Origin of the sequence: Desulforapulum autotrophicum HRM2 (assembly GCF_000020365.1) — a bacterium.
Lineage (GTDB): Bacteria > Desulfobacterota > Desulfobacteria > Desulfobacterales > Desulfobacteraceae > Desulforapulum > Desulforapulum autotrophicum.
Genome location: NC_012108.1, coordinates 675,112 through 701,713, shown reverse-complemented (window position 1 = coordinate 701,713; position 26,602 = coordinate 675,112). Strand labels below are relative to the sequence as shown.

At 50.6% G+C, this 26,602-nt stretch carries 25 protein-coding genes; 13 read left to right on the top strand and 12 right to left on the bottom strand.

The window, feature by feature from the left end; translation table 11 throughout:
• Window positions 1–30 precede the first annotated feature (30 nt).
• From HRM2_RS24895 to HRM2_RS03005, 5 genes are all read left to right on the top strand, one after another.
• The gene (locus HRM2_RS24895; protein WP_012662985.1) at window positions 31–795 is read left to right on the top strand and encodes an alpha/beta fold hydrolase; all 765 of its coding nucleotides are present in this window, start codon (window positions 31–33) and stop codon (window positions 793–795) included.
• Window positions 792–2,936 (top strand): FAD-dependent oxidoreductase, encoded by a 2,145-nt coding sequence (locus HRM2_RS03020; RefSeq protein WP_012662984.1) that lies wholly within the window; start codon window positions 792–794, stop codon window positions 2,934–2,936. The genes HRM2_RS24895 and HRM2_RS03020 overlap by 4 nt, the downstream gene beginning before the upstream one ends.
• Before the next feature lie 126 nt (window positions 2,937–3,062).
• Window positions 3,063–3,257: a ferredoxin gene (locus HRM2_RS03015; protein ID WP_012662983.1), complete on the top strand. Its 195-nt coding sequence runs from the start codon at window positions 3,063–3,065 to the stop codon at window positions 3,255–3,257.
• A gap of 13 nt (window positions 3,258–3,270) precedes the next feature.
• Window positions 3,271–3,846: a rubrerythrin gene (gene rbr, locus HRM2_RS03010; protein WP_012662982.1), complete on the top strand. Its 576-nt coding sequence runs from the start codon at window positions 3,271–3,273 to the stop codon at window positions 3,844–3,846.
• Between the two features lie 13 nt (window positions 3,847–3,859).
• A complete protein-coding gene (locus HRM2_RS03005) occupies window positions 3,860–4,204 on the top strand; it encodes a cytochrome c3 family protein (protein ID WP_012662981.1) in 345 nt (114 codons plus the stop codon).
• A 42-nt stretch (window positions 4,205–4,246) separates the two neighbouring features.
• On the opposite strand, the gene HRM2_RS03000 is transcribed toward HRM2_RS03005, so the two are convergent.
• On the bottom strand, window positions 4,247–5,272 hold the full coding sequence (locus tag HRM2_RS03000) for a fatty acid desaturase (RefSeq protein WP_012662980.1): 1,026 nt from the start codon (window positions 5,270–5,272) through the stop codon (window positions 4,247–4,249).
• A gap of 69 nt (window positions 5,273–5,341) precedes the next feature.
• Window positions 5,342–6,547 carry a trans-sulfuration enzyme family protein gene (locus tag HRM2_RS02995; RefSeq protein ID WP_012662979.1) on the bottom strand — a complete coding sequence of 402 codons (1,206 nt, stop codon included), beginning with the start codon at window positions 6,545–6,547 and terminating at the stop codon, window positions 5,342–5,344.
• 25 nt (window positions 6,548–6,572) lie between these two features.
• On the opposite strand from HRM2_RS02995, the gene HRM2_RS27505 reads away from it, so the two are divergent.
• Both HRM2_RS27505 and tesB read left to right on the top strand, forming a co-directional pair.
• Window positions 6,573–6,752 carry a hypothetical protein gene (locus tag HRM2_RS27505; RefSeq protein WP_232364179.1) on the top strand — a complete coding sequence of 60 codons (180 nt, stop codon included), beginning with the start codon at window positions 6,573–6,575 and terminating at the stop codon, window positions 6,750–6,752.
• Between the two features lie 25 nt (window positions 6,753–6,777).
• Window positions 6,778–7,656 carry an acyl-CoA thioesterase II gene (gene tesB / locus HRM2_RS02990; RefSeq protein ID WP_012662978.1) on the top strand — a complete coding sequence of 293 codons (879 nt, stop codon included), beginning with the start codon at window positions 6,778–6,780 and terminating at the stop codon, window positions 7,654–7,656.
• Here the strand turns inward: tesB and HRM2_RS24890 are convergent.
• From HRM2_RS24890 to HRM2_RS02965, 5 genes are all read right to left on the bottom strand, one after another.
• Window positions 7,646–9,355: a methyl-accepting chemotaxis protein gene (locus HRM2_RS24890; RefSeq protein WP_012662977.1), complete on the bottom strand. Its 1,710-nt coding sequence runs from the start codon at window positions 9,353–9,355 to the stop codon at window positions 7,646–7,648. The genes tesB and HRM2_RS24890 overlap by 11 nt on opposite strands.
• A 133-nt stretch (window positions 9,356–9,488) precedes the next feature.
• Complete coding sequence (cls, locus tag HRM2_RS02980) at window positions 9,489–10,937, bottom strand: cardiolipin synthase (protein WP_012662976.1); 1,449 nt, start codon at window positions 10,935–10,937, stop codon at window positions 9,489–9,491.
• A gap of 4 nt (window positions 10,938–10,941) precedes the next feature.
• Window positions 10,942–11,697 (bottom strand): endonuclease/exonuclease/phosphatase family protein, encoded by a 756-nt coding sequence (locus HRM2_RS02975; RefSeq protein WP_012662975.1) that lies wholly within the window; start codon window positions 11,695–11,697, stop codon window positions 10,942–10,944.
• Between the two features lie 14 nt (window positions 11,698–11,711).
• A complete protein-coding gene (locus HRM2_RS02970) occupies window positions 11,712–12,131 on the bottom strand; it encodes a PGPGW domain-containing protein (protein WP_232364178.1) in 420 nt (139 codons plus the stop codon).
• A gap of 21 nt (window positions 12,132–12,152) precedes the next feature.
• On the bottom strand, window positions 12,153–12,977 hold the full coding sequence (locus tag HRM2_RS02965) for a methylenetetrahydrofolate reductase (RefSeq protein ID WP_012662973.1): 825 nt from the start codon (window positions 12,975–12,977) through the stop codon (window positions 12,153–12,155).
• 86 nt (window positions 12,978–13,063) lie between these two features.
• Here HRM2_RS02965 and HRM2_RS02960 point away from each other — a divergent pair, with 86 nt between their 5' ends.
• Entirely contained in the window at window positions 13,064–13,741 is a 678-nt protein-coding gene (locus tag HRM2_RS02960; RefSeq protein WP_012662972.1) for a poly-gamma-glutamate hydrolase family protein, read from the top strand.
• On the opposite strand, the gene aroB is transcribed toward HRM2_RS02960, so the two are convergent.
• Both aroB and HRM2_RS02950 read right to left on the bottom strand, forming a co-directional pair.
• Window positions 13,715–14,746, bottom strand: a complete 1,032-nt coding sequence (gene aroB, locus HRM2_RS02955) for a 3-dehydroquinate synthase (protein ID WP_012662971.1) — start codon at window positions 14,744–14,746, stop codon at window positions 13,715–13,717. The two genes, HRM2_RS02960 and aroB, sit on opposite strands and share 27 nt — an antisense overlap.
• Before the next feature lie 40 nt (window positions 14,747–14,786).
• Complete coding sequence (locus HRM2_RS02950; RefSeq protein ID WP_012662970.1) at window positions 14,787–15,839, bottom strand: 3-deoxy-7-phosphoheptulonate synthase; 1,053 nt, start codon at window positions 15,837–15,839, stop codon at window positions 14,787–14,789.
• Between the two features lie 1,555 nt (window positions 15,840–17,394).
• Here HRM2_RS02950 and HRM2_RS02935 point away from each other — a divergent pair.
• The 4 genes from HRM2_RS02935 to HRM2_RS02920 all read left to right on the top strand — a co-directional run bounded on the left by HRM2_RS02935 (window position 17,395) and on the right by HRM2_RS02920 (window position 23,151).
• The gene (locus HRM2_RS02935) at window positions 17,395–19,266 is read left to right on the top strand and encodes a hypothetical protein (protein ID WP_012662968.1); all 1,872 of its coding nucleotides are present in this window, start codon (window positions 17,395–17,397) and stop codon (window positions 19,264–19,266) included.
• Window positions 19,267–19,294: 28 nt separating this feature from the next.
• Window positions 19,295–20,827 carry a hypothetical protein gene (locus HRM2_RS02930; protein ID WP_012662967.1) on the top strand — a complete coding sequence of 511 codons (1,533 nt, stop codon included), beginning with the start codon at window positions 19,295–19,297 and terminating at the stop codon, window positions 20,825–20,827.
• Window positions 20,817–22,568, top strand: coding sequence for a hypothetical protein (locus HRM2_RS02925; RefSeq protein ID WP_012662966.1), 1,752 nt, complete (start codon window positions 20,817–20,819; stop codon window positions 22,566–22,568). The genes HRM2_RS02930 and HRM2_RS02925 overlap by 11 nt, the downstream gene beginning before the upstream one ends.
• A gap of 76 nt (window positions 22,569–22,644) precedes the next feature.
• A complete protein-coding gene (locus tag HRM2_RS02920; RefSeq protein WP_012662965.1) occupies window positions 22,645–23,151 on the top strand; it encodes a PaaI family thioesterase in 507 nt (168 codons plus the stop codon).
• 37 nt (window positions 23,152–23,188) lie between these two features.
• On the opposite strand, the gene HRM2_RS02915 is transcribed toward HRM2_RS02920, so the two are convergent.
• Window positions 23,189–23,881, bottom strand: coding sequence for a DUF1638 domain-containing protein (locus HRM2_RS02915; protein ID WP_148214552.1), 693 nt, complete (start codon window positions 23,879–23,881; stop codon window positions 23,189–23,191).
• Window positions 23,882–23,989: 108 nt separating this feature from the next.
• A complete protein-coding gene (locus tag HRM2_RS02910; protein WP_012662963.1) occupies window positions 23,990–24,907 on the bottom strand; it encodes a DMT family transporter in 918 nt (305 codons plus the stop codon).
• Between the two features lie 70 nt (window positions 24,908–24,977).
• Between HRM2_RS02910 and HRM2_RS02905 the strand changes: the two genes are divergently transcribed.
• Window positions 24,978–25,817 carry an alpha/beta fold hydrolase gene (locus HRM2_RS02905; protein WP_012662962.1) on the top strand — a complete coding sequence of 280 codons (840 nt, stop codon included), beginning with the start codon at window positions 24,978–24,980 and terminating at the stop codon, window positions 25,815–25,817.
• On the opposite strand, the gene HRM2_RS02900 is transcribed toward HRM2_RS02905, so the two are convergent.
• A complete protein-coding gene (locus HRM2_RS02900; protein ID WP_041273011.1) occupies window positions 25,818–26,378 on the bottom strand; it encodes a DUF2179 domain-containing protein in 561 nt (186 codons plus the stop codon).
• Window positions 26,379–26,602: the final 224 nt, after the last annotated feature.

Sequence of the window (26,602 nt, the reverse complement as noted above, 5' to 3'; positions counted from 1 at the left end):
ATATGGAAACGCTGATATGGAAACGCTGATATGGAAACGCTGAAAATCGACAGGTTTGAATTCCTGGCAGCCCCATGGCCCATGGACACAGACAAACAGACCCTCATCCTTGTCCATGGGGCAGGTATGAACTGCCATTCCTGGGAGCCCCAGGTAGCAGGCCTCTCACCCCATTTCAACACCCTGGCCCTGAACCTTCCCGGCCGTGGCACCTCCCTTGGGAAGGCAAATGCATCCATTGAACAGAATGTGGACTTCCTTGTTGAGTTCATAGACAAAAACCAGATTAAGATGCCCATTGTCTGCGGCATCTCCATGGGCGGCGCCGTGGTACTCTCCCTGCTTGCCCGAAACCTCGACAACATCAAATCCGGTATTGTCATAAATTCCGGGGCAAGGCTGCGGGTCAACACCATGCTCTTGAAATCCATCCAAAAGAATTACACCCGATATCTCAGCACCCTGGGTCAGTTTGCCCTGTCACCGAAAAACAACTCGCCTGAACTCATTGACGCCCTTGGTCCAACCATGGTCCAGGACCCTGGGACAACCCTCAAAGACTTCATGGCATGCAACAGCTTTAACCTGATGGACGATCTCCATCGCATCACCAGGCCGGTCCTTATTTTAACGGCATCCGACGATGTCCTCACCCCGGCAAAATATGGAGAGCATCTGGAATCAACCATTACCGATGCCCGGCGCCACAGCATTGCAGATGCAGGGCATCTTTCTCCCATGGAACGCCCAGACGCCGTAAACCAGGAAATTAAAAGGTTCATCAATCACCCATGAAAAAACCCACTAAAACCAAAAGCCTGGTAATGACTGCCATTGCAGCAATGGTGGTCTGTTTTTATCTTTTTGATCTTAAAGCATATGTTTCCCTCGATTTCATGCGCGAAAGCCTTAATGCCTTCCAGGCCTATTACGTCAACCACCGGGTTGCAACCATAATGGCCTACATGGCGGTCTACATAGCCATGGCAGCCCTGTCCCTGCCCGGGGCCGTCATGCTCACCCTGCTGGGCGGCGCTTTGTTCGGCACCCTCCTGGGAACGGTTCTGGTGTCGTTTGCCAGCACCATCGGCGCAACCCTTGCGTTCCTGGTCTCACGATTTCTGTTCCGGGAGGCCGTACAGCGACGATTCAAGGAAAAACTTGACGCCATCAACCGAGGGGTGGAACAAGACGGCGGTTTTTATCTGTTCACCCTTCGCCTGGTACCTGTTTTTCCCTTTTTCATCATCAACCTTGTCATGGGCGTGACACCGATTTCTCTGCCCCTCTATTACGGTGCAAGCCAGATCGGAATGCTGCCGGCAACCTTTGTTTATGTCAATGCAGGCACCCAGCTTGCCGGGCTTGAATCCATCCAGGGCATTCTATCGTTCAACCTCCTGGCAGCCTTTGCCCTGCTCGGCATCTTACCCCTGGTTGCCAAAAAAGTCACAGCCATGGTCCAGGCAAGAAAACAGCTGGCCCCATACCCACGGCCCAAACAATTCATGTACAACCTTGTGGTGATCGGGGCAGGATCTGCAGGGCTTGTATCCTCGTACATTGCCGCAACGGTCAGGGCTAAAGTGGCCCTGGTCGAGGCGGACAAAATGGGCGGAGACTGCCTGAACACGGGATGTGTCCCCAGCAAAGCACTCATCCGAAGCGCAAAAATAATGGCCCAGGCAGCAAGGGCCCAGACCTACGGTTTTGAAAAGGCAGACATCACCTTTGACTTTTCCAAGGTCATGGAACGGGTCCATGATATCATCAGAACCGTTGAACCCCACGATTCTGTGGAACGCTACACCCAGCTTGGCGTGACATGCATCAAGGGAAGGGCCAGGGTGATCTCACCCTGGGAGGTTGAGGTCAATGGCTCCCGTCTCACCACAAGAAGCATTGTCATTGCAACGGGAGCCCGGCCCATGGTGCCGGATATCCCAGGGCTTTCAACCGTTGACTATCTCACATCGGACACAGTCTGGCAGCTCACAACCCTTCCCAGACGACTCCTGGTCCTCGGCGGCGGCCCCATTGGATGCGAACTCTCCCAGGCATTTGCCCGGCTTGGCTCAACCGTGACCCTGGTCCAGAGGGGCCCCCGGATACTCAACCGGGAAGATCCCGAGGTGTCTGAACTGATCAGGCAGACATTTAAACACGAAGGTGTTCAGGTACTCACAGACCATTCAGCCAGAGAAATCATCCACACAGACCAGGGATCTGTCCTGGTCTGCGACCATGGAGGTGTGGACAAAAAAATTGAGTTTGACACCATTCTCATTGCCCTGGGACGGGTAGCCAATACCCAGGGAATGGGCCTTAAAACCCTTGGGCTGGAGATGTCAGACACAGGAAAAATCAAGGCCGGAAATTTCATGGAAACCAATTTTCCCAATATCTTTTGCGCCGGTGACGTGGCAGGCCCCTATCAGTTTACCCATGTTGCGGCCCATCAGTCCTGGTATGCAACCGTCAATGCCCTGTTTGGGATGTTCAAACGATTCCGGGTGGATTACAGCGTTATCCCCTGGGCCACCTACACAGACCCTGAGGTGGCCCGGGTGGGCTTGAATGAAAACGAGGCAAAGCAACGAAAAATCGACCATGAGGTCACTGTTTACAAAATCGAAGATCTGGACAGGGCCATCACCGATTCCGAGGCCCGGGGATTTGTAAAGGTCATCACACCCCCTGGCAAGGACAGGATTCTGGGCGTCACCATTGTGGGCAGTCATGCTGGTGACACCATTGCCGAGTTTGTTCTGGCCATGCGACACGGTCTCGGGCTCAACAAAATTCTTGGAACTATCCACATCTACCCGACCATGGCCGAAGCCAACAAATATGCGGCAGGCCAGTGGAAAAAGGCCCATGCACCCGAAAAAATCCTTGCCTGGGTCAGGCGGCTCCATGATTTTTTGCGCACCTGAGTCTGCAATCTTTTGATATTAATGTTTGACGAATTAAACTTTCGCAGATACAAATAGGAGTATTGCTGGCAATAATATTTTATCAACCTAGATGTTTCTTTAACGTACGACAAAAGGAGACGGTCAATGAAAGTTAAGGTTACTGAACAGTGCATGGGCGACAGACACTGCAACGAACTCTGTGCAGAGGTGTTTGAGTATGATGAGGATCAGCTTCGTTCCACGGTTAAATTTGACGTAATCCCAAAACATCTGGAAGGGATTGTTCGCCAGGCGGCTGCTGAGTGCGGGGCCGACGCCATTGAAATCATAGAAGATTAAATCGGAGACACCCATGGTCGCATTTCGGGAAAGCAAAACAGCAAAAAATCTGCTTATCTCGTTCTCTTTGGAAACCCAGGCCCGAACCCGGTATAATTTTTTTGCAGACCGGGCCCGGACTGACGGGTACATCCAGATCGCCAGGATATTTGATGAAACAGCCGGGCAGGAGTGTGAACACGCCCTGCGTTTTTTTAAATTTTTCAACGGTGGAGATCTTGAAATCACATGGACCTTTCCAGCTGGGGTAATCGAGGATACCCGATCAAACCTCTTGTCTGCGGCAGTTCTTGAGCACCTTGTTCACACGAGCATGTACCCGGAATTTGCAAAAACAGCTGAGGACGAAGGTTTCCAGCGGGCCGCAGACACCCTGAACGCAATCAGCGTAGCCGAAAGGCAGCATGAAAAGATCTATCGCGGACTTGCCGCAAACCTTGCACGGGATCAGGCATTCAAACGTCCTGAACAAAAGAAATGGCGATGTTTGAGCTGCGGCTACATCCACCTAGGAGAAGAGGCACCGGACAAATGTCCTGCCTGCGTCAAGCCCGTTGGATATTTTGAACTCGTGTGCGAGAACTGGTAAATTAGGAGAAAAAATGAAAATAGTCAAAATAGTGATTATGGGCCTTGCCATGGTGGTATCAATTGCCGTGATCGGGGTTACTGCAAACACCATGGGAGCTGATAAATTTGCCCTGGACGGCGGTGGCAAGGGAGAGATTGATTTCCCCCACAAACTTCACCAGGAGACCCTGGGCGACTGCAAGGCCTGCCATGACGTTTTTCCCAAGGAACTTGGGGTCATTAAAAAAATGAAAACCCAGAAGACCTTGAAACGGAAACAGGTCATGAACGACACATGCATCGCCTGTCACAAGGCGTACAAGGCTGAAGGTAAGAAATTCGGCCCCATACGCTGCAACGAATGCCACAAAAGATAAGTTAAACAAATGAAAGGGGACAGATAATTGATCTGTCCCTGATCAATTAAATGCAACCATGTCTTTGCCCTCCTCATCCCAGAGTTTAACCCGGAGGCAGGCAAGACTTTTCATCATGGTTATCGGCTCTTTAGCCTGCAGGGCAGGAACAGAACCATAGCATTGCTTCAGGTTATAGTTTGGAATTCTGGGACTCAGGTGATGAATATGGTGATACCCGATGCTGCCTGACAACCAGTTCAAGATTGCCGGTAATTTATAGAATGAACTCCCCTGCATGGCCGCATCCAGAGGCGTCCAATCTCGCTTCCGGGCCCAGTAATTTCCCTTGAACTGGTGCTGGACGTAAAACAGCCAGATACCGCCTATTCCGGCAATCCACAGCACGGGGATCTGGATCATGAGATAGGTTTTCCAGCCCATCACCGCCCAGGCCCCACCCCCCACGGCAAGGATAAGAAGATCGGTCAGAATAACGCTCCTGAGCGCTCTGGCCCCTCCCCCCCGGGTGGGAAACCTGTTGCCCACAAGAAAACTCAACAGAGAACCAGCCACCATCAGCACAAGGGGATTGCGGTAAATCCTGTACTGGAGCCGAACAAGGGTGGATGCAGATTCATATTCCCTGACGGTCATGGTCCAGATATCGCCAAGCCCCCGGGCATCCAGATTTGCACAAGTTCCATGGTGACGAAGATGGCTGTAACGCCAGTCTTCATAGGCGGTGAACACCAAGACCCCCAGAAAATGCCCCCAAAAAGTATTGGCCCCCTTTGAGGCAAAAAAAGATCCATGGACACAGTCGTGGAACAAAATAAAAATCCGAACCAGAAACCCTGCAGCAACAACACCCAGGGCCAGGGTCAACAGATAAGAATACCCCTGTTGAATGGATTGAATCATCAAATACCACAACGAGAAATAGGGGATAATCGTTGAGATTAACTGCCATACTGTTTTTTTCTTGTCGCAATTGCGAAAAGCCTTGAGAAGTGGAAACCAGTCCGGCCAGACTCGACCGGATGGTGCTTTATTCCCATGGCTGTCAATAACTTCAGAAACAACCATTTTGGATCCCTCCGTTCTTTATTGTTTAAACGATCAGGCTATGGCTATCTGGGTCATGATTCTATCAGGTCATGGCCCTATCAGGGAAAATGCCGTTTCAAGATCGTTCATAATATCATCGGGGTGTTCAAGACCGATGCTGATGCGAACCAGGCCTGGGCTAATGCCGGCCGCCTTGAGTTCTTCGTTGGAATAAGTGGCGTGGGTCATTGTGGCCGGATGCTGAATCAGGGTTTCACAGTCCCCGAGACTCACGGCAAGAGTGCACAGGTTCACATTGTCCATAACGATTTTTCCCGCCTCAAGTCCCCCTTTTAGATCAAATCCCAGGATGCCGCTGAACTGTTTCATCTGTTTTTTTGCAAGCAGATGTTCGGGATGGGAGGCAAGCCCCGGATAGTACACCCGGTTAATCCGGGGATGTTTTTCAAGCCAGGATGCCACCTTTAAGGCGGTGGTGCTGTGGCGGTCCATTCGAATGGCAAGGGTTTTCAAACCCCTTAAAATCAGCCAGGCATTAAACGGGCTCATGCTCGGCCCGAAATGGTCCATGTAGTCTGCTTTAATCTGCTGGATCCACTTTTTTCCCCCCACAACAATCCCACCGATGATGTCGCCGTGGCCCCCAAGATATTTGGTAGCCGAATGAACCACAATCTCGGCTCCCAGGGCAAGGGGCTTCTGAAGATAGGGGCTTGCAAAGGTATTGTCCACCACAAGGGGAATGCCGTGCTGATCGGCAAGGTAGGCCCACAGCTCAATATTGATCACGTCAAGGGTCGGATTGGCCGGCGTCTCCATGAACAAAAAACGAGTCTGCCTGTCAATAAGAGCATCGACCCGGCCCAGGGTGTTGGCGTTACAGGGGGCTATGAACCGTGGCTCCATGTGATAGGTCCGCAGATGATTGTTGAAAAGGGCAAAGGTGCCACCATATACAGCGTTGCAGGCGACAAAATTATCACCCGGGCCTGCCAGGGCCATGGCGGTCCCTGCAATGGCTGCCATGCCGGACGCCGTTGCAACGGCGGCCTCACCCCCCTCTAAAAGGGCCAGTTTTTCCTGAAAAAGATCCACGGTTGGATTTCCTATCCGGGTATAAACGTATCCCCCTGCACTTCCGTCAAACACCCCTGCCCCATGGTCTGAATCCTCGAACCTGAAGGTGGATGTCATGTGGATGGGAGGTACCAGGTCCATGGTTGTGGTGTGGGAATGTTCAATGCCGTGGACAATGTGGGTCTCTTCTGAATATAGATGCTTTTTCTTTGACATAAGCCTCTCCTTTACTGTTGATTTAATGGAGACGTTACATCTTGTACCACTATCCGGAATTTTAAGGCTCAATGTCAATGAAAATTTTCAGCTTGATATGGAATCTGCAACGGTGGTATGTTTAAATTTTTTTGGGGAAGCCACAAATACCTTGGTTGATTACCCAGCTCATTATCATTTTTTCACAACAGGGGAAACAAAATAAACCCTCCCCGGACAAAGGAACTCTAATGAATGAATGCTCCCAGGGAAACGTGCTCGACGAACTTCTGACTCTGCTTGATCTCGAACCCATTGAACAAAACATATTTCGTGGGCAGAGCCAGGATCTTGGATTTGGCAATGTCTTTGGGGGCCAGGTACTTGGCCAATCCCTTTCAGCGGCCTCAAAAACCGTTGATCCTCTTTTCCAGGCCCACAGCATGCATGGGTATTTCATGCGGCCCGGGGATGCCACAAAACCCATTGTTTATACGGTGGACTGCATCAGGGACGGAAAAAGCTTTACCACACGAAGGGTGGTGGCCGTTCAAAACGGGCGGGCCATTTTCTCCATGTCCGCCTCTTTTCACAAGGAAGAAGCAGGCTTTGACCACCAGGAGACCATGCCCGATATTCCAGGACCCGACGGAATAGAGCCTGAGCTTGAAATGGCCAAACGGCTGGCCAAAACATCGCCGCCCAGACTGTTTGACCGGTTGCTTTGTGAAAAACCCATAGAAATCAGGGTGGTCAATCCCGTGAACCCCTTTGATCCCAAGATCATGCCCCCGGAGAAATTTGTCTGGTTCAGGGCCATCTCAACCATGCCCGAAGACATTGCAACCCACCGGTACATGCTGGCCTATGCCTCGGATTTCCACCTGGTATCAACCTCACTCTACCCCCATGGAAAGTCATTCTGGACAACGGACATGCAGGTGGCAAGCCTTGATCACGCCATATGGTTCCACAGATCATTCAGGATGGACGACTGGCTCCTCTACGTGATGAAGAGCCCCAGTGCCTGCAAGGGGCGGGGAATGAACATCGGCAAGGTGTTCACCCGGGACGGACACCTTGTTGCCACGGTGGCCCAGGAAGGACTGATACGCCGGATTAAACCTTGAACCGGCTTAACATCTCCGTAAGACCGGCTGCGAAATCGGTGAGTTTCATTGCATTGTCACTGACCTGACGACTGCTGTTTGTGACATCCTGAACATTCACGTTTACGCCGGCAACATCCACTGCCATCCGGGCAGAAGTCCGGGAAGACTCTGTAATGGTTTTGTTGGTGTCATTGACACTCTGGACAGCTTCGGCAATATTCTGTGCAATCTGGCTTGAGGTAACGGTCTGCTCCTCAATGGCATCGGAAATCGCCGATACAATCTCATCCACCTCCCTGATCACATTGGAGATCTCTCCTATTTCCGTGACTCCTCCCCTTGTTGATTGTTGAATTCTGGTGATTTTTTCCGCAATGTCACGGGCCGCCGCATCCGTCTGCCCGGCCAGGGCCTTAATTTCGGTTGCCACCACGGCAAAACCCTTACCGGCAGACCCTGCACGGGCCGCCTCAATGGTGGCATTCAGGGCCAAAAGGTTGGTCTGACCGGAAATCTCGGAAATCACCTCGGTCACCTGCCCTATTTCCTCTGCCTCGGTGCCAAGGGCATGAATCTTCAAAGAGGCACTTTCAGCCGCTTCCACGGCGGACCGGGTAATCGTTCTTGCTTTCCCTGTATTTTTTGCAATCTCATTGACCGTGGCGTCCATCTCCGCCATGGCGGCAGTAAGGATGGAAAGGTTGGTGGAAGACTGTGTTGCACACGATGAAATGGACGAAATACCCTCGTTCATGATTCTTGATCCAGTTGCCACGGACTCGGATTTTTTGGATAGATCTTCCGCACCAATCTTGAGTCTATCGGAAATAATAGAGAGATTTGAAACGGTTTCATTCAGGGTGAATACCCCTGTTGAAATATCCTTGAAAATACCGGAAAGGCCAGCTACCATATGGTTCATGGCAGCAGCCATGTCACCGATCTCATCTTTCTGCCTGATTTCAAGAACATTTGTAAGATCACCCCCGGCAATGGTCTGAGTAAACTGAGCAGCTTTTTTCACGGGACCTGAAACCTTTCCCGAAATAATGAGACCAAGAAAAAAAGCAACAGCTATTCCTCCAAGGGTTGCAGCCAGCAACAACGTCGCGGCCCTGGCCCTTTCCTTTTCAGCCCCCCTTTCAGCCCTATAAATCACCTTCCGGGCCGTGGTGATAACCTGATCCAACTGCCCGGAAAGTGTCTCTCCCATGGCGATAATTCGTTCGTCAATGGTATCGAGCAGTTCATAATCATAGGGTTCTGCCGATAACTGCTTCAACATCTGTTCATAGGCCACCTTAAATCCGGAACGAAAATTTTGTTCATGGAACACCCCTGCCTCAGTCACAATGGTACGCAACCCCGTATCTGTTGCCGGAAAAATAATTCCTGTTTCTAATTCAGCCCCCTGGAGAATGGCATTTTTATAAAGATCAAACCGCGCGAAATTGGCCTCATGCTCCTTCCACATGGCATCAAGCTCATCGGTATCAAGGGCTGCCATCATTTTCATGACAACAATGGTATCCTGGGCAACGGTAAGCTTCATATTCAGGCAGGACGCTATGAGGGGTGAGGATTCAATAACAACCCTGAACTTGTCTCCCAGGTTTTTCATGCCGCTGTAACTGACAAGGCTGACAAAGGCCGTAATAAATGCAATCACCATGAATCCAGCCATCTGTTTAGCCCTGATCGTATTGAATCTGTGCATCTACCCTCCTTAATATTATCAGTCCGTTACGGATCAATCCCTGATGATGATAATTCTCTACCCAGAACCTTGTTGGAAAGTCAAGAAAAGGGGCGATTTCCAATCTGGCAGGGCAACTAAAGGGCTATAAACATTACAAAAGAGGTGCAAACAGACGTGCCAGGGAGTTTCTCAACTGGCTGGGTCGGCTGATCTTGTCGTAATCTGCCCGGGTGAACTCCCGGCAGAACTCAAGGTCCTGGTGGAACATTGCAACGATCTTGCCCGCCAATATTTCATCATACATCAGCGCATTAATCTCATAGTTGAGCTGAAAACTGCGGATGTCCATATTGGCCGTTCCAACTGAACAGCACTTGTCATCCACCACAATGGTTTTGGCGTGCATGAACCCCCGGGTGTAATAAAAAAACCGAACCCCGGCCGTAAGAAGATCCCCGATAAAAGTCAGGGCTGCCCAGTAGGGAAGTCGTTTGTCAAGCAGGCCCGTCAAAATTATCCTCACGTCAATACCGCCCAGGGCGGCTGTTTGAAGTGCCATGACAATGCTGGCATCTGGAATAAAATAGGGCGTATGGATGTATATGGAATGCTCGGCTGAAGAGATGAGCAAAAAATAGAGCTGCTGGATCGACTCCCATGCGGAATCCGGACCTGAGGTTGTAATCTGAACATGGACCGGCTCTCCCTCCATGGTGTCAAAGGCGGTATCGCTCTCCATGGTGAGCTCTTCCCGGGTCGTGTTAAACCAGCTGACGTTGAATACCTCCTGAAGGACCGCCACAGCCTCCCCCTGTATCCTCAAGTGGGTGTCCCGCCAGTGGGGAAATCGTCTGCCCCCGTCAATATATTCTTCGCCCATGTTCATCCCACCAAGATAGCCGGTGGTCCCATCAATGACCACTATTTTTCGATGATTCCGGTAATTCAACGTATGAATCCGCAAGGGGGACGCAAAATTAAAATAGGGGTAAATTTTTATTCCCATGGCCCTGAGTTTCCGACGGTACCTGCTGTTAAGGTAATTTCCGATAACATCATAGAGGATACGCACCTCAACCCCCTGGGCTACCCGTTCTTCGAGTACCTGGACCACCTTTTGGGAAAGATAATCGTTTTTCCAGATAAAGTATTCCATGTGGATATACCTTTGGGCCTTTTCCAGGTCTTCCAGGAGTTGATCGAATTTATCCCGGCCGTTAAAAAAAACCTGAACCTTATTTTTCGAGGAGAGGATCGAATCGGAATTTCTATACATCAGGCGGATTATTTTTTTTTCCACAGGAGTGACATACCGGCCCAACAGCACATCCATCACCCATTTCTGCCGCTCGACCATGGCCCGTCCCTGCCCGGCAAGACGACCTTCAAGATTCTGTCGCAACAGGGTTTTCCGAACCTTTTTGCGCATCCCCCGACCAAACAGAAAGTAAAACACAATACCCACAAAAGGAAAAACCAGAAACACCAGAAGCCAGGAAAGGGTGGTTGCCGTTTCCCTGTTGTCCAGCAGCAGATAAAAAATGGTAATAAAAATATACACATACAGCAGGACGAGCAGCACAGCTCTCCAGTCGGCCATATGTCTATGCCTGATCTTTCAGGGAGAAATCACAAATTAACGGCAGATGATCCGACAGCCTGACCCTGGGCACATCAAGGTCATGGATGATGATTTCGGGGCTGTGGAGGATGAAATCAAGCTCCATCCGCGGCACCCTGCTGGGAAAGGTTCTAAGCCTGCCGGTATTGGCACTTTTAAGGCTGGTGGCCTCAAGAAAGGGGGCAAGTTCCCTCTGCCCCAGGAAGCTGTTAAAATCGCCGGCCACAATCACTGGTTTTTTCTGGCCATGGATGAGCACCTGGAGCTCCCTGAGTTGATTCTGCCTGTGGGCGTATTTGATGGAAAGATGAACCAGGAACACCACACAGGTATCGAGTTCCACCTCCATGACAAGACGCTTCACGCCCTGGTCAAAATACAGAAATTTTTGACTCAGGATACCGTTCTTTGAAAGAAAGGCATTGCCCTGCCATCTTACAATGGGCAGATGTTTTGAAAAAAGGGGTCGGGTATACTTGCTCTCAAACAGAAAAGAGTGGCCGAGGACACCGGCAAGCTGACTCGCCTGGTTAACCCCCCGGGATCGTCTGGAACCGCCGTCCACCTCAATGAGTCCCACAATATCCGGATCAAGGGATTCAATGAAATCGGTAATTGAACCAAAATGACGGTCTGTCCTGCGGGTGTAACCCCTATAGGGAAACGGCGTGTGAAACCGCCACCCTGAACCTGTGCCATACCGGATATTGTACAGTACGAATCTATATTTTTTTGACATATCTCCAGGTGTTTCTAAAAATCAGTTTTGTCAGGACGATCAAACATCATGGGAGGGCGCCCCTGTCTTCGCCTGACCCAGTCCAATGCCTTTCTCAAGCCTTTCACCATTAAGAGTCGACGTTGAAGGCGTCTCTTTCCTGGAAAACTCATGATAAGAAGCCCGACAAGAATTGTCAACAGGCCCTGTCCCGGGGTGACCAGCATGACCATGCCAGCCGCCACAAAAACAAACCCCAGGCCATTTCTTACGACCAGCATCAACAGGCTGACATGGCGCGGTCTGCTCCGAATGAAATAATCGGCCGGCATTTTGCCGATAATCCATGGCACCGCCACAAGGGATCCGAAAAAGGTCACAAGGGAAACGCCGGACATGACCATGAACAAAACCGAATGCCCGGCCATGGCCACTACCACCTGGTCCATGAACATCTAATTATTATTCCCCTCCCCCTATCCGATGATCGAATGGAGCACCTCATAATGGTTAAAGGGCGGCATGACACAGGCGCCAGCAAAGGATTCCCTGGCAATGGTGAGCATTTTTGAGGCATTGGAAGCCCCTTCAGCCACGGTATCTTCAGCCAAGGCCATGGCAGAACGAACCGATTCAGGCACGGCAATTCCGGCCACCCGATCATGGAGGAAAACGGCATGTTTCAAGGTCCTCAGGGGAAGGATCCCCAGAATGACCGGAATGCCCAGCCCTTGGGTTGCAACGGCAATGCGCTCGGCAGAAGCCCTGTCATACACAGGCTGGGTCACCACAAACCCGGCGCCTGCGTCAACCTTTTTCCTGAGCCTGTCAACGGCCAGGTCAAACCCGTTGATTTCAGGATGGCTGTCAAATACAACCCCGGTGTCCATGCCGGACTGAACGGCCATGGCGGCCAGCTGAAAAACGTTAAGGTCGGAAACCGTGGAGGTTATCTTCCTCTCCTTTTTAGCTACCATGTCTCCGGTGGCAGCCAGTACGGTATCAATGCCAAGGGCCTTTGCCCCCCACAGCTGGCCCTGGAGGCTGAGACGGTTATGATCCCGGGTTGTGCAGTGGAGAATGCTGGGTTTACCCGTGCGTCCCTGGATGAGCGAACACATGGCCATGGCACACATGCACGGCTTTGCAACGGGATTGGTGGCAACGCTGAATCCGTCAAATCCAAGGCCTGAAATGGAGACAAGCTGTTCCAGCAGGGGCTCTGGATCAAAACCTGCCGGGGGAACCACCTCCACTGTTATCTTGAATCCATCTTTGGCTGTCATGAAACGTTTTTCCATGCTATCCTCCATTTTTATATGAACTATCCACAGAAACATTGCAAATGCCCATCAACTCAAGACAAAATCTTATCATATTGTGAGCCATGGAAAAATACAACTCCTATGAAAAATTAAGCCAAGACCAGGTAGAGGGAAAGGATTACCGCATTCGTATCCACCAGGGGAAAACCTTGACAGCCGTCATGGCCCCCCATGGCGGGGGAATTGAACCGGGAACCACTGAAATTGCCGAGGCAATTGCAGCAGGCGACCATACCTTTTACACCTTCAGCGGCATCAAACCCAGCGGCAACCAGGTGCTGCACATCACGAGCTGCAATTTTGACGAACCACGGGCAGTCGCCATTGCCCAACAGGCCCAGACCCTTATAACCATCCACGGGTGCCGGGAAAATGAAAAAATAATTTTTCTGGGCGGCCGGGACAGAGCCCTTTTGGCGAACCTGGAACGGCAACTCGTCAAAGCAGGCTTCAATGCAAACGCATTCAGCCGCTTTCCCGCCGTCAGCCCCCGGAACATCTGCAATCGAAATCGCCGAAACAGGGGTGTTCAGTTCGAAATCTCCCTGGGGCTTCGCCGAACCATGTTCAAAAAAATTTCACGACTTTTTCGTAAAAAAACAACCCCGGTCTTTGACCTGTTTGTCAGGACGATAAGGACCTGCCTGAATCACCATCAGGATCACCATCTGTATCTTTCGGCCCCAGCAAACCACAACCCGGAAAAAGCGATATCAGCAAAGGTTAAGCCGATCCATTAAGCGTTCCAGAGCCTCAATGGGTATGGACTCGACCACGGCCTTACCGATACCCGCAAGCAGCACAAAATTGATGGATTCACCCTGGCGTTTTTTATCCCGCCGCATGGCGTCCATCACCTTGCCCCGGTCAATTGTAAACCGAGTGGGAAGGTGGAGATTGCCAACAAGATTTTCAATGCGCTGGGCCGCTTCAGCGTTTAAATAACCCTGTTCAACAGAAAGGGCCGCAGCCACCACCATGCCAGCAGCCACAGCCTCACCATGGGGAATCTTGAGAATTTTCTCAAAGGCATGGCCAAAGGTATGGCCAAAGTTCAACTTACGGCGCTCCCCGTGCTCGTGTTCATCCCGGTTGACAATGGCGGATTTGATCAGGACAGAATCATGCACCATGCGCTCCACAGCACCGGGGTCAAGTCCCAGAACAGCTTCACGTGAGGTTTCAAGGAATTCAAACAACGCCATATCCTCAATGCAGGCATGCTTTATAATCTCACCCAGTCCACTGGCGATCTCTCGTTGTGGAAGGGTTTTCAACAGCGCCATGTCGCAGACAACAAATTCAGGCTGATTAAACACCCCAACCATGTTTTTATATCCTGAGAAATTGACACCGTTTTTACCGCCCACACTGGCATCAACCTGGGAAAGCAGGGTAGTCGAAACAAAGCCAAACCTAAGACCCCTTAGATAGGTTGAAGCCACAAAGCCCGTGATGTCGCAGACAATGCCCCCGCCAATGCCCACAATGAATCCCGAACGGTCCACCTCAAGTTCCACCAGGCGTTGAAAAATAGTCTGAACCGTTTCAAGGGTTTTTATGGCCTCACCCCGTCCGATCTCGATCACCGGACAGGCGGGAAATTGATCACCGTACAGGGAGCGAACCTGGGAATCGGTGATGATGATGGTTTGTTCAGGAATATAGGCCCCGAGGTTTTCAAGGCGCTCGCCAATGGCAAGGCAGGAACTGCCGTTACGCCCTGTGATATCAATTTTTTTCATCAAAGGTCTCCAAAAGGATTGAAATTTATATTCCCACGCCTCAACCGTTCGTCTGTTTCAGCTGTTCATGGGCAAACAGGATGAGTTCTTCTGTGGTCGCCCATGAGATGCACTCGTCGGTCACCGACACCCCGTAGGCAAGCGCCTCAGGATCAGATGCACAGCTCTGGCTGCCTTCGTTGAGATTGCTTTCAAGCATCATTCCCACCAGGGAGTCATTGCCGCCCAGTCGCTGGTTCAGCACATCCTTCCATACCACGGCCTGGCCTTCAAATTTTTTCCGGGAATTGGCATGGGAGCAGTCCACCACGATGGCCTGGGGAAGTTTTCTTGCCTTGAGCTGGGTCAGGGCCTCGCCAATGCTGACACAGTCGTAGTTGGGTCGTTCCCCTCCCCTTAACACAATATGGACCCCGGGGTTGCCCTTGGTTTTAATGATGCTGGCCCGGCCCTCGGGATCAATACCGAGAAAACTCTGGGGTGATCTTGACGCCACCATGGCGTTAAAGGCATTGACAAGACCACCGTCCGTGCAGTTTTTGAATCCAACGGGCATGGAAAGCCCCGAAGCCATCTCCCGGTGGGTCTGGGATTCGGTGGTTCTTGCGCCAATGGCGGCCCAGCTGACAAGGCCTGCAACATACTGGGGGGTAATGTGATCCAGCATCTCGGTCCCTGCAGGCAGCCCCATGCCTGTTATGTCCAGGAGCAGCTTGCGGGCCCTTCTCAGCCCGGTAATCATATCACAGGAGCCATCCATGTTGGGGTCATTGATCAACCCCTTCCAGCCCACAGTGGTTCGTGGTTTTTCAAAATAGACCCGCATGACAAGATAAATCTGATCTGAAACCTTTTCGCTCAGCCGTTTAAGTTTGTCAGCGTACTCCAGGGCCGCTGTCTCATCGTGGATCGAGCAGGGTCCTGTCACCACCAGAAGTCGGGGATCCTCCCTGTTGAGTATCCTGCTGATGGTTGCACGGCTTTCAACCACTGTTGCCGTAGACGCATCCGTCATAGGCAGTTCTTCTTTAAGGTGGTCAGGGGAAATCAGGGGTTCAAAGGATAAAACGTTTACATCATGGGTCTGTGGCATGGTACGGTCTCCTGTCAAAGGTTAAGTTTAAAAGGGCCGTGGAGCAGGAGCTTCTCCACGGCCTGAAACAAAAAAGCCGTGGGAGTTATGCCCACGGCTTTGATCGCTTTGTTCAATTAAAAGAGTTCAGCGCACCCCGGGCAGACCTGAGCTATAAAAATAAAACCAATAATAGTCTACAAAAAAGTGAGCCACGGAATTCTTCCTGTCGTTTATATTAATGCCTGTACTCGGGGATCTTCCAAATTCTCTTCCATGATCCCTACATGAGGCGTTTGATGATGTCAAGGCCTTTTTTTTAACAATTTTAATTTTGGAAATCAGCATGGGATGGAACAAGGGGATACCGATTGCCCCAATAGAGCAAACCAAATTCATATAACCCACATGTCCTGCGGACACAACGAAATATGAAACACGATGATACAGGGCAGGCGATAGTACCATTCCGCCCCCTTTGGTTACCCTGACCGGAACGGTAAACGTCGGAGGGCTTTTTGCCCTTCCAGACTAAAGCGCAGGAACTGCGGGCTAAAGTCCTCAAACAGCCTGCGCTTCTTAACGCCTGGAAAGGCAAAAAACCTACCCCCTTTGGTTTACAATGTTCCGGTCAGGGAAACCAAAGAGGGCTCGAAAGTCGAGACTTTCATAATGATGTTTCGACATGAGTTTCTTATAAACCGGCACAGCCGGAACGATGAATCTGCTCTGGCCTCAACGAATTTTGAAACACCTTCATTGACAATGCTTTGGTGGGTGTTTCATATAACCCACATGTCCTAGCGGACACAACGAAGCATGAAACTCGATAGCAGTAGGTAGGTGGGAACGGGTGTTACCCTGAACGGGTTAAATGGCAACGGTGGGCATGGACGCCCAAGGAGTTGCCATTTTCCTCGGAGCAGCCCACGGACGGGCTGCGAGAATGAGAGAAGGGTAACACCCGTTTCCGCCTACCGGTTTGGATACAGGGCAGGCGATAGTACCATTCCGCCCCTTTGGTTACCCTGACCGGAACGGTAAACGTCGGGGGGATTTCTGCCCTTCCAGACTAAAGCGCAGGAACTGCGGGCTAAAGTCCTCAAACAGCCTGCGCTTTTTAACGCCTGGAAGGACAAAAATCCTATCCCCTTTGGTTTACAATGTTCCGATCAGGGAAACCAAAGAGGGCTCGAAAGTCGAGACTTTCATAATGATGTTTCGACATGAGTTTCTTATAAACCGGCACAGCCGGAACGATGAATCTGCTCTGGCCTCAACGAATTTTGAAACACCTTCATTGACAATGCTTTGGTGGGTGTTTCATATAAAAACCGGCACGGCCGGAACGATGGATGACATCCAGTCACGGTCCTGGTTCAGCCAACGGTCAAGGACGGTCCCATGGCGGAACGATGAATTTACACAGACCAGCCCTGGAGGGGCCAAAAGAAACCATTGAGATTACAGATGGTTTTATGATATATTTTTAATCTTTATTTCACAGGCAACCATTGCCGGCCGTCTTCAGTAACGCATGGGCCGGTTTAATAGCTATAATTAGGAGAACAAGTGCATGGGCCGTTTTGAGGAATTTGAGCTCCCCATCAGAAAAATCCGCAACCATCCATTAACCTTTGAGACCCTCATTCCACGAGATTGCAGTCTTTTCCAGGATGTGCGGCGTTACCAGAGCGTGACATCACACCTGGACGTCCGGGTTATCAATGTTGACGGCATCATCACCCTGGAACCGGACATGGCACCGGTTCCAATGTCCAAACTCACCCCGGTTGAAAAAAAAGAATTCGTTGACTACCTCAAGATCCGGGTGACCCGGGGGGACAATATCGGCTCCTTCTGGGCCTTTTTCAGACCCCAGGATAAAAAAGGTCCCGTTATTGCCTATGGTGCAAACATCGTCCACAGGGATGCGGGTACAGGTCAGGAAAGGGCCCGGGCACTTTTAACCCTGCTCCAGGGAAATAAAATCAAAGCCAGGAACCTCAAACAGATTCTGACCGTCCTGGCAACGGTGGCTGTTGTGGCGGCGGCCGGGCTGGGTGTATACAAATACCTCTATCTTGAAAAAAGATTTCCCTTTAAACCCATGGAATTTGCCCTTGACTCGCCTGAAATGTCATTTTACAGGACCGTGTTCCCCCAGGTTTTTGCGTGGAAGAACGATGAGAGACCCTTTACCAAAAAAATAGCCGACGACCTGCTGCGCCCCGAATATGTCACCCAGCTCCTGGCATCCATGGACCAGAAATTTTACCAGGAGGACAAGGCCGAGGACAACAACAGGGCCTATCGGCTTGCCCTGTTTGCCTATTTTAATTACAACCGGGACGTGGCAGCAGCCATGGAACGTTATGATCTAAAGCTTAAAGGGACCCAGTTTGAGATGCTCGCCCGCATCTATTCATGCAAACAGTCTGGATACTCGAGCAATATTTTCTACTTCAAGGTGGGGGATCTTGATCTCAAGCACGCTGAAATCTCTAAATTCCTGACAACAAACATGGTCACCTACCGGGACTACATCAAGCTGCGTGACACCAATGAATTTTCAGACCTCCTGGAAAAGGACGGGATAAGCTACAAGCTGAAAAATTTCCTTGAGGACGTCTACACCTTTACCCCCCTGAGGATCGCAACCCCCCTCAAGGACATGAGCTGGTACCTTCTGACCCGGGCGGAGGATGGCGGCCAGCTTGATTTTGCAGCATTTCTCAGGCAGGACAAGGCTACCATGATACCCCAGCAGCTGGGTGAAATGCTCCTCAACGGCAAACTGCCAAAGGATATCACCTGGTTCGGTCTTACCGAGGCCCAGGCCGCCGAGTTAAAGTTGTCAGACGCCTCCCTGACCTATTTCACAAAGACCATGGGTCAAACACTGAAACTTGAAGTGCTTAAAAATAAAATATCCAGCCTTGGCCTCAAGCCTGTCTCAAAACCAATGCCCGTCACCGTCCACCGTGAACTGCTCATGGGAGATTCAAAGGGGAAATACGGCATCCAGTGTTATGACCCCATCACAAGCCTGGTCCTTTCCAATCTGATCTCTAAATCCTCGTTTGAACGGAACAACAACCTGTCACTCAAGCGCGACCCCATCCAGGTTAACACCACCCTGGTCCAGCTTTCCAAGGATGATAGTTTCTCCACCCAGTCCATTAACATCACTCCTGGAAAATATGGAATCATCAAGCTGTTTGAACCCCAGGACAGCTTCCGGGGGAAATTAAACGACGGTCAGGCAGTAACTTTTGAAAAAGCCACGGTCAATCTTTTTAATCCCTTTTCATTTATGGTATTTAAAGACAGCATTACCTTCAGCTTTAAACACGACATCACGGACATGGAAATTGATCTGGGCAAGGATCAGCTTAAGATCATTAAATCCAGTGACGGGAATTATCAGATTGTCCAAATAAATTAGAAGAATCAAGGAGTACCCAATTAATCTCATGAACGCCGATCAAAATCGTTTAAAGGAGCTATACCAGGAAATCGAGTCCCTGGTTCATAAACTGTCCAGGGTGCCTGAAAACCACCTGGAAAAAACCAGGGAGATCGTGGCGCTTTGCCGTGGGGCCCTCAAAACAGTTCCGTCGGTGGACACCCCCGTGTACATCCACGTTACAGGTACAGACAAATCCTTTAAGACAAGCTTTCTGCTGGACCTTTTCGACAATGATGAACTCAGATCGCTCTTTTCCGTCAAGATGCGTAACACCTCTGAAAACACAGCCGTTCCCTGCCTTGTGACCCCCTCTTCCCAGGTGGACGGCGTGGTCATCAGCCAGTTATGCATCTCAACCGGTGCCATCATGCGCCAGAACCTCAACCAGAAACAGTTTAACCGCCTCTATGACCTCTCCAACGGTGCAGAACCCGACGACTATCTCCTCCAGGTCGAGGTGCCTGCCCGGGAAACCCCCATGACGATTCCCGTCATTGAATACCCCGGTATCAAAGAGGGCGCCGATGCCATGGACCGGCAGAAGAAACTCCACCAGACCTTCCAGGCCAACATGCTGGCAACCCTTGTGAAATTTCCCGGCATTCTCGTTGCCTGCTTTCAGCACAAAATCGCCATTCCCCCGGGCCACCCCATGGACGCCATCCTGAAAAAATATGGAACAGTTCTCAAAACCAGCTATGCCCACCACAAGCTCCCCCTGGTGCTCTCCATGCAGGGAGAAAGCGCCATTGCAAGCTATTGTGGAAATACCAATGTGGAAAACGATATTGCCGGAGACTTTAAGAGTTACAGGGATTTTGAAACCATTGTCCAGCTGGTCAACCCCTGCAACCAGGACTACCCCGTCACCTTTGGCGACCAAGGTCCCCATGTGGATGTCTGGATACGAAACCTCTCCCGATACCAGAACCTGGAAGAGATCAAAGAGCAGGTAACTGTTGACGGAGGAATCGCCTGGTCCAGGCACCTGCTCAAGGCGCTGTGCACCTCACCCCACATCCAGGAAGCCCTGAACAACCTGTTCTTAAAACCCTGGATCCTAGAGGCTTCGGCCATCCATGCCAGGGCCATGGACTGCTTCCATGACATCTCAAACTATGACGAGGTCGAAGAGATCAAAGAACGGATACGCCAGGCCATCCTCAACGACACCTACCAAAGCCTGCGGCAATTTTTCAAGTCGGAACTGGGTTATGCCCATGAAGGCATCATTTCAAACCACGACGAATTCTGGACAACCATATTCTCCCAGTACCTGGAGCAGTTTTTCCGGGAATCGGGCCGAAGCAAGGCCATTGCCGGAATCATCTGGGAAACCCTGCGCCAGCGCCTTGACCCCGACAACAAGGGTTTTCTGGGCACACGGGAGGCGGATCTTCCCTATATCATCATGAACATGGCAGAACTCTATGTGCCCAATGCACTACTCAGGGGGGACTATACCCTCATGGAAAGAAAGATGGAAGAAAAGACCATGGAAGAAGAGAACCTGGCGGAGGTAACCCATGCTGTTTAATTTATTCAAACGAAAAAAACCCGTGATTGACCCGTTCAACATTGAACTTGAAGACGATGACAAGCTTTACTACGAAACCATTGCCGGCAGGACCCCAAGGGACATAAAAAACCATGAGGAGTATATCCTGTTCATCGACTTCGGCTCCTACCGCACCTCGGTGCTCTGCTGGCCGTGCAGCTTTGGCCGGGACAAAATCACCGACTCCTGGCAATATGTGGTCCACTGCAACAACGGACTCCACGAAGGATTTCCATCGGCATTCATCAATCCCCCGTCCGGAGACGAACGCGATTTTGCCTTTATTTCAAACATGGGCGAAGAAAACGTAAGTTCAAGCCAGATCGTTAAAAGCGCCAAGTATGTGTTTGCCAGCAAGTTTGCCGCCTACAAAGGAAATGTGCCCCAGTTCAAACTATACATCCGCAAGGTCCTGGAAGAGAGTTTCAGATACATTACCGAGCCAAAGGAAGGCAGGCCCTGGAACGGACCTGCCGTGCCCATTATCACGGAAATCCGTGTCACGGTGCCGGATCTGTTCATTGAAAACCTCAGAAACGGCTACCGGGAAAACATCTATTCCGTATGCATGGACCTTGCCAACCATAAAAAATGGAACCAGCTATTTCCGGGCAACCTGCGCAACCTCAGAAAAACCTTTGTCAACATCTCAGCCGATGAAAACGGTGCCTGCGAACTGTACTTTCTCAACCTCATCAAGCATATGCCCTTTTGGGAACTTTCCAGCGACAAGGACCGCATCCCGGATTTAAAAGAGGTGGAGTTCCTCTTTTCCCAGGACCGGCTGAGACACCAGGACAAAAAGGACCTTAACTTTGTGGTGTGCCACATTGACATCGGCGGGCTCACAACCGATGCCAGCGTCCTTTTGATCAACTCCTACCAGGATTCCGACCTTGGCATCACAACAGCCCTGAAACGCAAAGAGTCTTTTTCAGAAAAAAAGGCCGGTGAATACTTTGCCGAACTCTATGCTGCAAATAGATTGCCCGAGGACGAGGACCCGTGGTGGGAATCAGAAAGGTTCATCGCAAAGGATTTTTCACGGTTCCTTGAAATCCTGTTCGGCAAGCAGGCAGCCCTTTTAACTGAATGGCGACGAGAAAAAAAGCTGGACGGCATCTATTTTCTCATTTCCGGACGGCCCACCAAGGCTAAACTTTTACAAACCACCATCCAGCGCCACATTCTCAAGGAATTCAACAAGAACGAGATGCTCCTTCTGCCGGAACACTGCCTGTTCATGGCAGACTACCACCATGTGGGCAAGAACCCGGATGGTGAACGGTACGCCAAAAAGATCGAGCATTTTGAAAAACTCATCACCCTTCTGGGCAATGTCTACACCCTGTACGACGGGTATGAAATCGACTTCGAAGACCACAAATACTATATTTCCCTGGATGTGGACACCCGGTCCACCAGACAGATGGAGGTGGTGCCGGGCAAAATTTACAACCTGGAAGAATTTGAAAACTACCAGAAGGCGGCCCAGCGGAACAACGTCAACCACCTTGCCTTTACCCGTATTCCGGCAGGGGAGAACAGCACCCGGTTCCTGACGGTCAAAAAAATTGCAAGGCAGACAGCCTACCCTGTTATCAAAGTTGCCGAAGCAAAGGATTATGACGCCCAGTCCTGGATCATGCCCTCCCTTGTGATCACCAACCTTGAACAGAACGAACAGGCCTTTGACCTTGCCTGGTCGTCCCACATATAAGGTTTGCATTGCCAACGGCTCTGGAAGGCTGAGAATCTAATCTTCCCCCTTGTAACGGAAAGGAGTAAAATCAAGAATGACCGAACGATCTGATAAAAAGGACAAAAAGCCACCCCAAAATATGCCCCCTGAAAACCTGCTGGAAATTTTGAACAGCACCCTGGGTGGATTCAACCTGGCCATGGGGCTTTATTTTACAGAGGCCACCCTGACCCGGCTGGTGGCCAGGGTGCCGGTCACCGACACCCTTTACCAGCCCTATGGCCTTGTCCACGGTGGGGTTTACGCCGCCATGATCGAATCCTTGTGCAGCTCAGGGGCTGCCCTCAATGTCTTTGACCAGGGTAAAAGCGCTGTGGGCATTGAAAATTCCACCTCGTTTCTAAGGGCCGTGCGATCGGGGGTGCTGACATGCACGGCCACCCCCCTGGTCATGGGACGGCGCTCCCATGTGTGGGAGGCATCGGTCTGCGACGACCAGGGACGGCTAGTGGCAACTGGCCGAGTCCGACTGATGATCCTTGAAAAAGGATCCCAGGCCGCAGGGGCAAAGGTTGAACTCGCGCCTGACCATGGGGGGTGACACAGACAGTTACCCCCCCAGGGAGGCCCCATGGGATTTACGGCCTATAATAATCTTTTTTTTCAACTCTCAGGCCTGGACCTTTAACGATAAAGTCTTCATCCCAGTCTCTGTTTAACAGCTTTTCAATCAAGACAAGGCTGCCGTCAATCGTTTTACAGGAAAGCCCAAGCACATCCTGGATTTCAGAGATATCTTCGTCTATTTCCTCAAGGCGGTAAGCCCCTGTGTCTATGATGTCAATATTGCGGTATCCCCTGTAAATTCTCCGGTACAGGTCTTTGCCCTGATCATCTCCGTATTTTTCCTTCAAGGATCTGATGTTGAGTCCTTCCATTTGATTGAAGGTTCTTATCCATCCCCTGGTTAAAAAAACAGCCATGTCCCTTTCATTCACATGGCTTCTGGAACAGTTTCCACCAAGTAGGATGGAAATGCAGTCTTCAGCCCTTGGCAGTATTAAAGAGGATGATTTAGTTTCAAGGTTCTCTGTTCCGCCGCCGCAGAAACCATAGACGAGAATTATATCTTCATATAGACCGTCGTGCTTGTTTATTTCTATTTGAAGATTCTCACGCAGATTTTTAGGTGAGGTATGAAGCCCGCCGTTCATCCACACAAGATCCATTTGTATCCCCGTATGCTGGATGAGCTTTTCAAGTTCTTCCCTTAGTGTTTCACATGCTATGAGTATTGATTTTTTCATTATTCCTCTCTTTGCTGCACCCACGGGCACTCAAGACAAAAGCCCACAGTGAGTAACCAAATATATTCCCTCAACATAAAGGGGTCAAAACAATTCCAACACAGTTCAAGCCCACAGACAGCCACTGCACTATCACTCAGCCATCAAAAGCCAGATACCTGCCACGGCAACCAGGGCACCTGCAAAGGCCCGCACTGAGACCCGTTCCTTGTGGAGATAAATGGAAAAGGGAATGATGCACACGGGGGTCATGGACAAAAAGGTTGACGCCACACCGGTTGACAGGTAATGAAGGGTCATAAGGGAAAGGGAAACCCCGAGGAAGGGACCGACAAATGCGCCTGTGGCGGTATAGACAAGGGCCCGGGTGTTTTTTACTGCCTGAAAGACCCGGCCCCATTGTCCTCTTAAGGTAAAGAACACAACAAAACAGACAAATGCGGCAATGGCCCGGATCTGGGTAGAGGCAAAGGCGTCCAGATATCCGGTATCCGTCTGCATGCCGGTTTTGCTCATGACATACCCACAGGCCTGGCCGAACATTCCGCCGACCCCGAACATGACACCCTTGAGGGTCACAACCCTTTGGTGCAATGAATTACCGGTAATACCCGACGGTTGTTTTTCAAGGATGACAAGGCCCACACCCGAAAGGGTAATGACCATTCCCACCCATTGATGGATCACATAGGTTTCATCCAGGAAGGCCCATCCAATAAGGGCTGACACAGGGGCGGCAAGGCTGAATATGAGCATGGACATTCTGGGACCGATTTCAACCAGAGCCTTGAAAAGAAAGATATCCCCGATAAAGAAGCCGATGATGCCGGACAGGCCCAGAAAAAACCAGGATCGCAGGGGAAAATCAAGGGGAATCAACGTGTTGTTTTTAAAAAACAGGAGCAGGCTGAAAAGAACCAGGGCCGTGACAATCCGGATGATATTAACCGGTGTGGCCCCCACCCGTTTGGATGCCGCTTCAAAAAACTGAACACTGATGGTCCAGCATAATACAGTACTGATGGCAATAAGCTCTCCGGTATAGGGCATGGACTTTTCCTGTGGTGTAAAATAAAAGGCATAGGTAGATGAGATACGGCCAAATTACAAGGAAAAAATAATGAACCCCACGAACAATAGTATGAACCCGTCGCTGATAAAAACAGATATTGATCTTTATGCGGGCCAGGAAAAACTCAGGGGGCAACGCCTTGACATGGCATCGGCCACCCCCCAGACATCGACCCTGGTTTTTCTCCATGAGGGACTGGGCAGCATTGCCCAGTGGAAGGCGTTTCCCGCAGCCCTGTGCAAGGCAACAGGCTGCCCTGGTTTTTTATACGAACGGCGTGGCTATGGCATTGGGGCCCCTCCCCCAGACCCGGATTCACACCAGTGGCCCATGGATTACCTTGAACAGGAGGCCCGGATACTGGATGGAATCCTGGAACAATGCCAGGTGGAACATCCTGTTTTGATCGGCCACAGCGACGGGGGCACCATTGCCCTTCTCTATGCGGCAACCCATTCCACAAAGCTCAGGGGCGTAATTACAGAGGCAGCACACATCTTTGTTGAAGACGTGACCGTCAAAGGGATCCAGCGGGTGGTGCAGATATATGAAACCCTGGACCTGAAGGCAAAACTTGCCAGGTACCATGGAGAAAGAACCGACTTCGTCTTCCAGCGCTGGGCCGACCGATGGCTTGCCCCCCTGTTCAGATCCTGGAATGTGGAAAAACACCTTGCCGCCATCACCTGCCCCCTTCTCGTGATCCAGGGGGAAAAGGATGAATATGCAACCCTTGCCCAGGTTGACGGCATCAAGAACGGGGTTTCCGGGCCTGTTGAGATAAATATCGTGGAAGAATGCATGCACGTTCCCCACCTCCAGGCAAAAAAAAAGGTACTCAAGGTAATGGCACGGTTTATCGCCTCCCTGGGCCCTGACCGGTTTTAACTATTTTTTCTTAAACCGGGTTCGCCACCCGCCTATGGGCGTATTGATAGGCTTTAACACATGGCTCATATCCCGTGCCGGTTCCACAATGTAAAATACATGCTCGTCTATTTTTTTTGCCTCGGCCAGGATCCATTTTAAATCCCGGCGGCTGCATGCAAGGTAAAGTTCGCTGATGGGCCCCTTCATTCCCTCACCCGTATACACGGTTACGGGCTGGCCCTTTGCCCTTAGAAATTCAGCCATGGCAGTGCCGGCATTTCGTGTGAGCAACTTCAAGATAACGATGCCAAAGGCCAGTTTACGTTCAACAACAATGCCGAGCACATTGCCCGTTGCATACCCAAAGGCATAAAACGCAATCAGGATGGGTCGATCATTGAGCTGGTTGATAACAGTGCTTGCCACCAGTATCCAGATGGTGATTTCAAACAGCGCCAGCACAAAGGAGATGGCTGTTCTCCCCTGAACAGTCATGATCGTTCGAACGGTCCCGATCGAGACATCGCATATTCTTGCAAAGAACACGAACAACCCTGTCAAAAAGATACTGGATTCCATATTATTTCCAAAAGTTACAATTCAATCACATGGTCGGACGGCTAAGACAGATCACAAAGTAGTCGTTTGCCGCATAAAAGGCAATTGAAATATCCCTCTGACCCGGGGCCTGCCATGTAAACCCATGACACCAGCATGGAACAGTCCAGTGTTCAATAATTTTTTTTCTGTTATCTTATTCACATAATTGAGTAATTTTTTACACAATTTATAAATTCAACCGT

Excerpts from the sequence above, each read along its gene's own strand:
- HRM2_RS02960 (WP_012662972.1), top strand. The coding sequence starts at position 13,064 with ATGGAAAAATACAACTCCTATGAAAAATTAAGCCAAGACCAGGTAGAG.
- HRM2_RS02925 (WP_012662966.1), top strand. The coding sequence starts at position 20,817 with ATGCTGTTTAATTTATTCAAACGAAAAAAACCCGTGATTGACCCGTTC.
- HRM2_RS02900 (WP_041273011.1), bottom strand. The coding sequence starts at position 26,378 with ATGGAATCCAGTATCTTTTTGACAGGGTTGTTCGTGTTCTTTGCAAGA.
- HRM2_RS02930 (WP_012662967.1), top strand. The coding sequence starts at position 19,295 with ATGAACGCCGATCAAAATCGTTTAAAGGAGCTATACCAGGAAATCGAG.
- HRM2_RS27505 (WP_232364179.1), top strand. The coding sequence starts at position 6,573 with ATGGAGACGTTACATCTTGTACCACTATCCGGAATTTTAAGGCTCAAT.
- HRM2_RS24890 (WP_012662977.1), bottom strand. The coding sequence starts at position 9,355 with ATGCACAGATTCAATACGATCAGGGCTAAACAGATGGCTGGATTCATG.
- aroB (WP_012662971.1), bottom strand. The coding sequence starts at position 14,746 with ATGAAAAAAATTGATATCACAGGGCGTAACGGCAGTTCCTGCCTTGCC.
- HRM2_RS24895 (WP_012662985.1), top strand. The coding sequence starts at position 31 with ATGGAAACGCTGAAAATCGACAGGTTTGAATTCCTGGCAGCCCCATGG.
- HRM2_RS02905 (WP_012662962.1), top strand. The coding sequence starts at position 24,978 with ATGAACCCCACGAACAATAGTATGAACCCGTCGCTGATAAAAACAGAT.
- HRM2_RS03000 (WP_012662980.1), bottom strand. The coding sequence starts at position 5,272 with ATGGTTGTTTCTGAAGTTATTGACAGCCATGGGAATAAAGCACCATCC.
- HRM2_RS03020 (WP_012662984.1), top strand. The coding sequence starts at position 792 with ATGAAAAAACCCACTAAAACCAAAAGCCTGGTAATGACTGCCATTGCA.
- HRM2_RS02920 (WP_012662965.1), top strand. The coding sequence starts at position 22,645 with ATGACCGAACGATCTGATAAAAAGGACAAAAAGCCACCCCAAAATATG.
- HRM2_RS03015 (WP_012662983.1), top strand. The coding sequence starts at position 3,063 with ATGAAAGTTAAGGTTACTGAACAGTGCATGGGCGACAGACACTGCAAC.
- HRM2_RS02910 (WP_012662963.1), bottom strand. The coding sequence starts at position 24,907 with ATGCCCTATACCGGAGAGCTTATTGCCATCAGTACTGTATTATGCTGG.
- HRM2_RS02975 (WP_012662975.1), bottom strand. The coding sequence starts at position 11,697 with ATGTCAAAAAAATATAGATTCGTACTGTACAATATCCGGTATGGCACA.
- tesB (WP_012662978.1), top strand. The coding sequence starts at position 6,778 with ATGAATGAATGCTCCCAGGGAAACGTGCTCGACGAACTTCTGACTCTG.
- rbr (WP_012662982.1), top strand. The coding sequence starts at position 3,271 with ATGGTCGCATTTCGGGAAAGCAAAACAGCAAAAAATCTGCTTATCTCG.
- HRM2_RS02995 (WP_012662979.1), bottom strand. The coding sequence starts at position 6,547 with ATGTCAAAGAAAAAGCATCTATATTCAGAAGAGACCCACATTGTCCAC.
- HRM2_RS02935 (WP_012662968.1), top strand. The coding sequence starts at position 17,395 with ATGGGCCGTTTTGAGGAATTTGAGCTCCCCATCAGAAAAATCCGCAAC.
- cls (WP_012662976.1), bottom strand. The coding sequence starts at position 10,937 with ATGGCCGACTGGAGAGCTGTGCTGCTCGTCCTGCTGTATGTGTATATT.
- HRM2_RS02970 (WP_232364178.1), bottom strand. The coding sequence starts at position 12,131 with ATGTTCATGGACCAGGTGGTAGTGGCCATGGCCGGGCATTCGGTTTTG.
- HRM2_RS03005 (WP_012662981.1), top strand. The coding sequence starts at position 3,860 with ATGAAAATAGTCAAAATAGTGATTATGGGCCTTGCCATGGTGGTATCA.
- HRM2_RS02950 (WP_012662970.1), bottom strand. The coding sequence starts at position 15,839 with ATGCCACAGACCCATGATGTAAACGTTTTATCCTTTGAACCCCTGATT.
- HRM2_RS02965 (WP_012662973.1), bottom strand. The coding sequence starts at position 12,977 with ATGGAAAAACGTTTCATGACAGCCAAAGATGGATTCAAGATAACAGTG.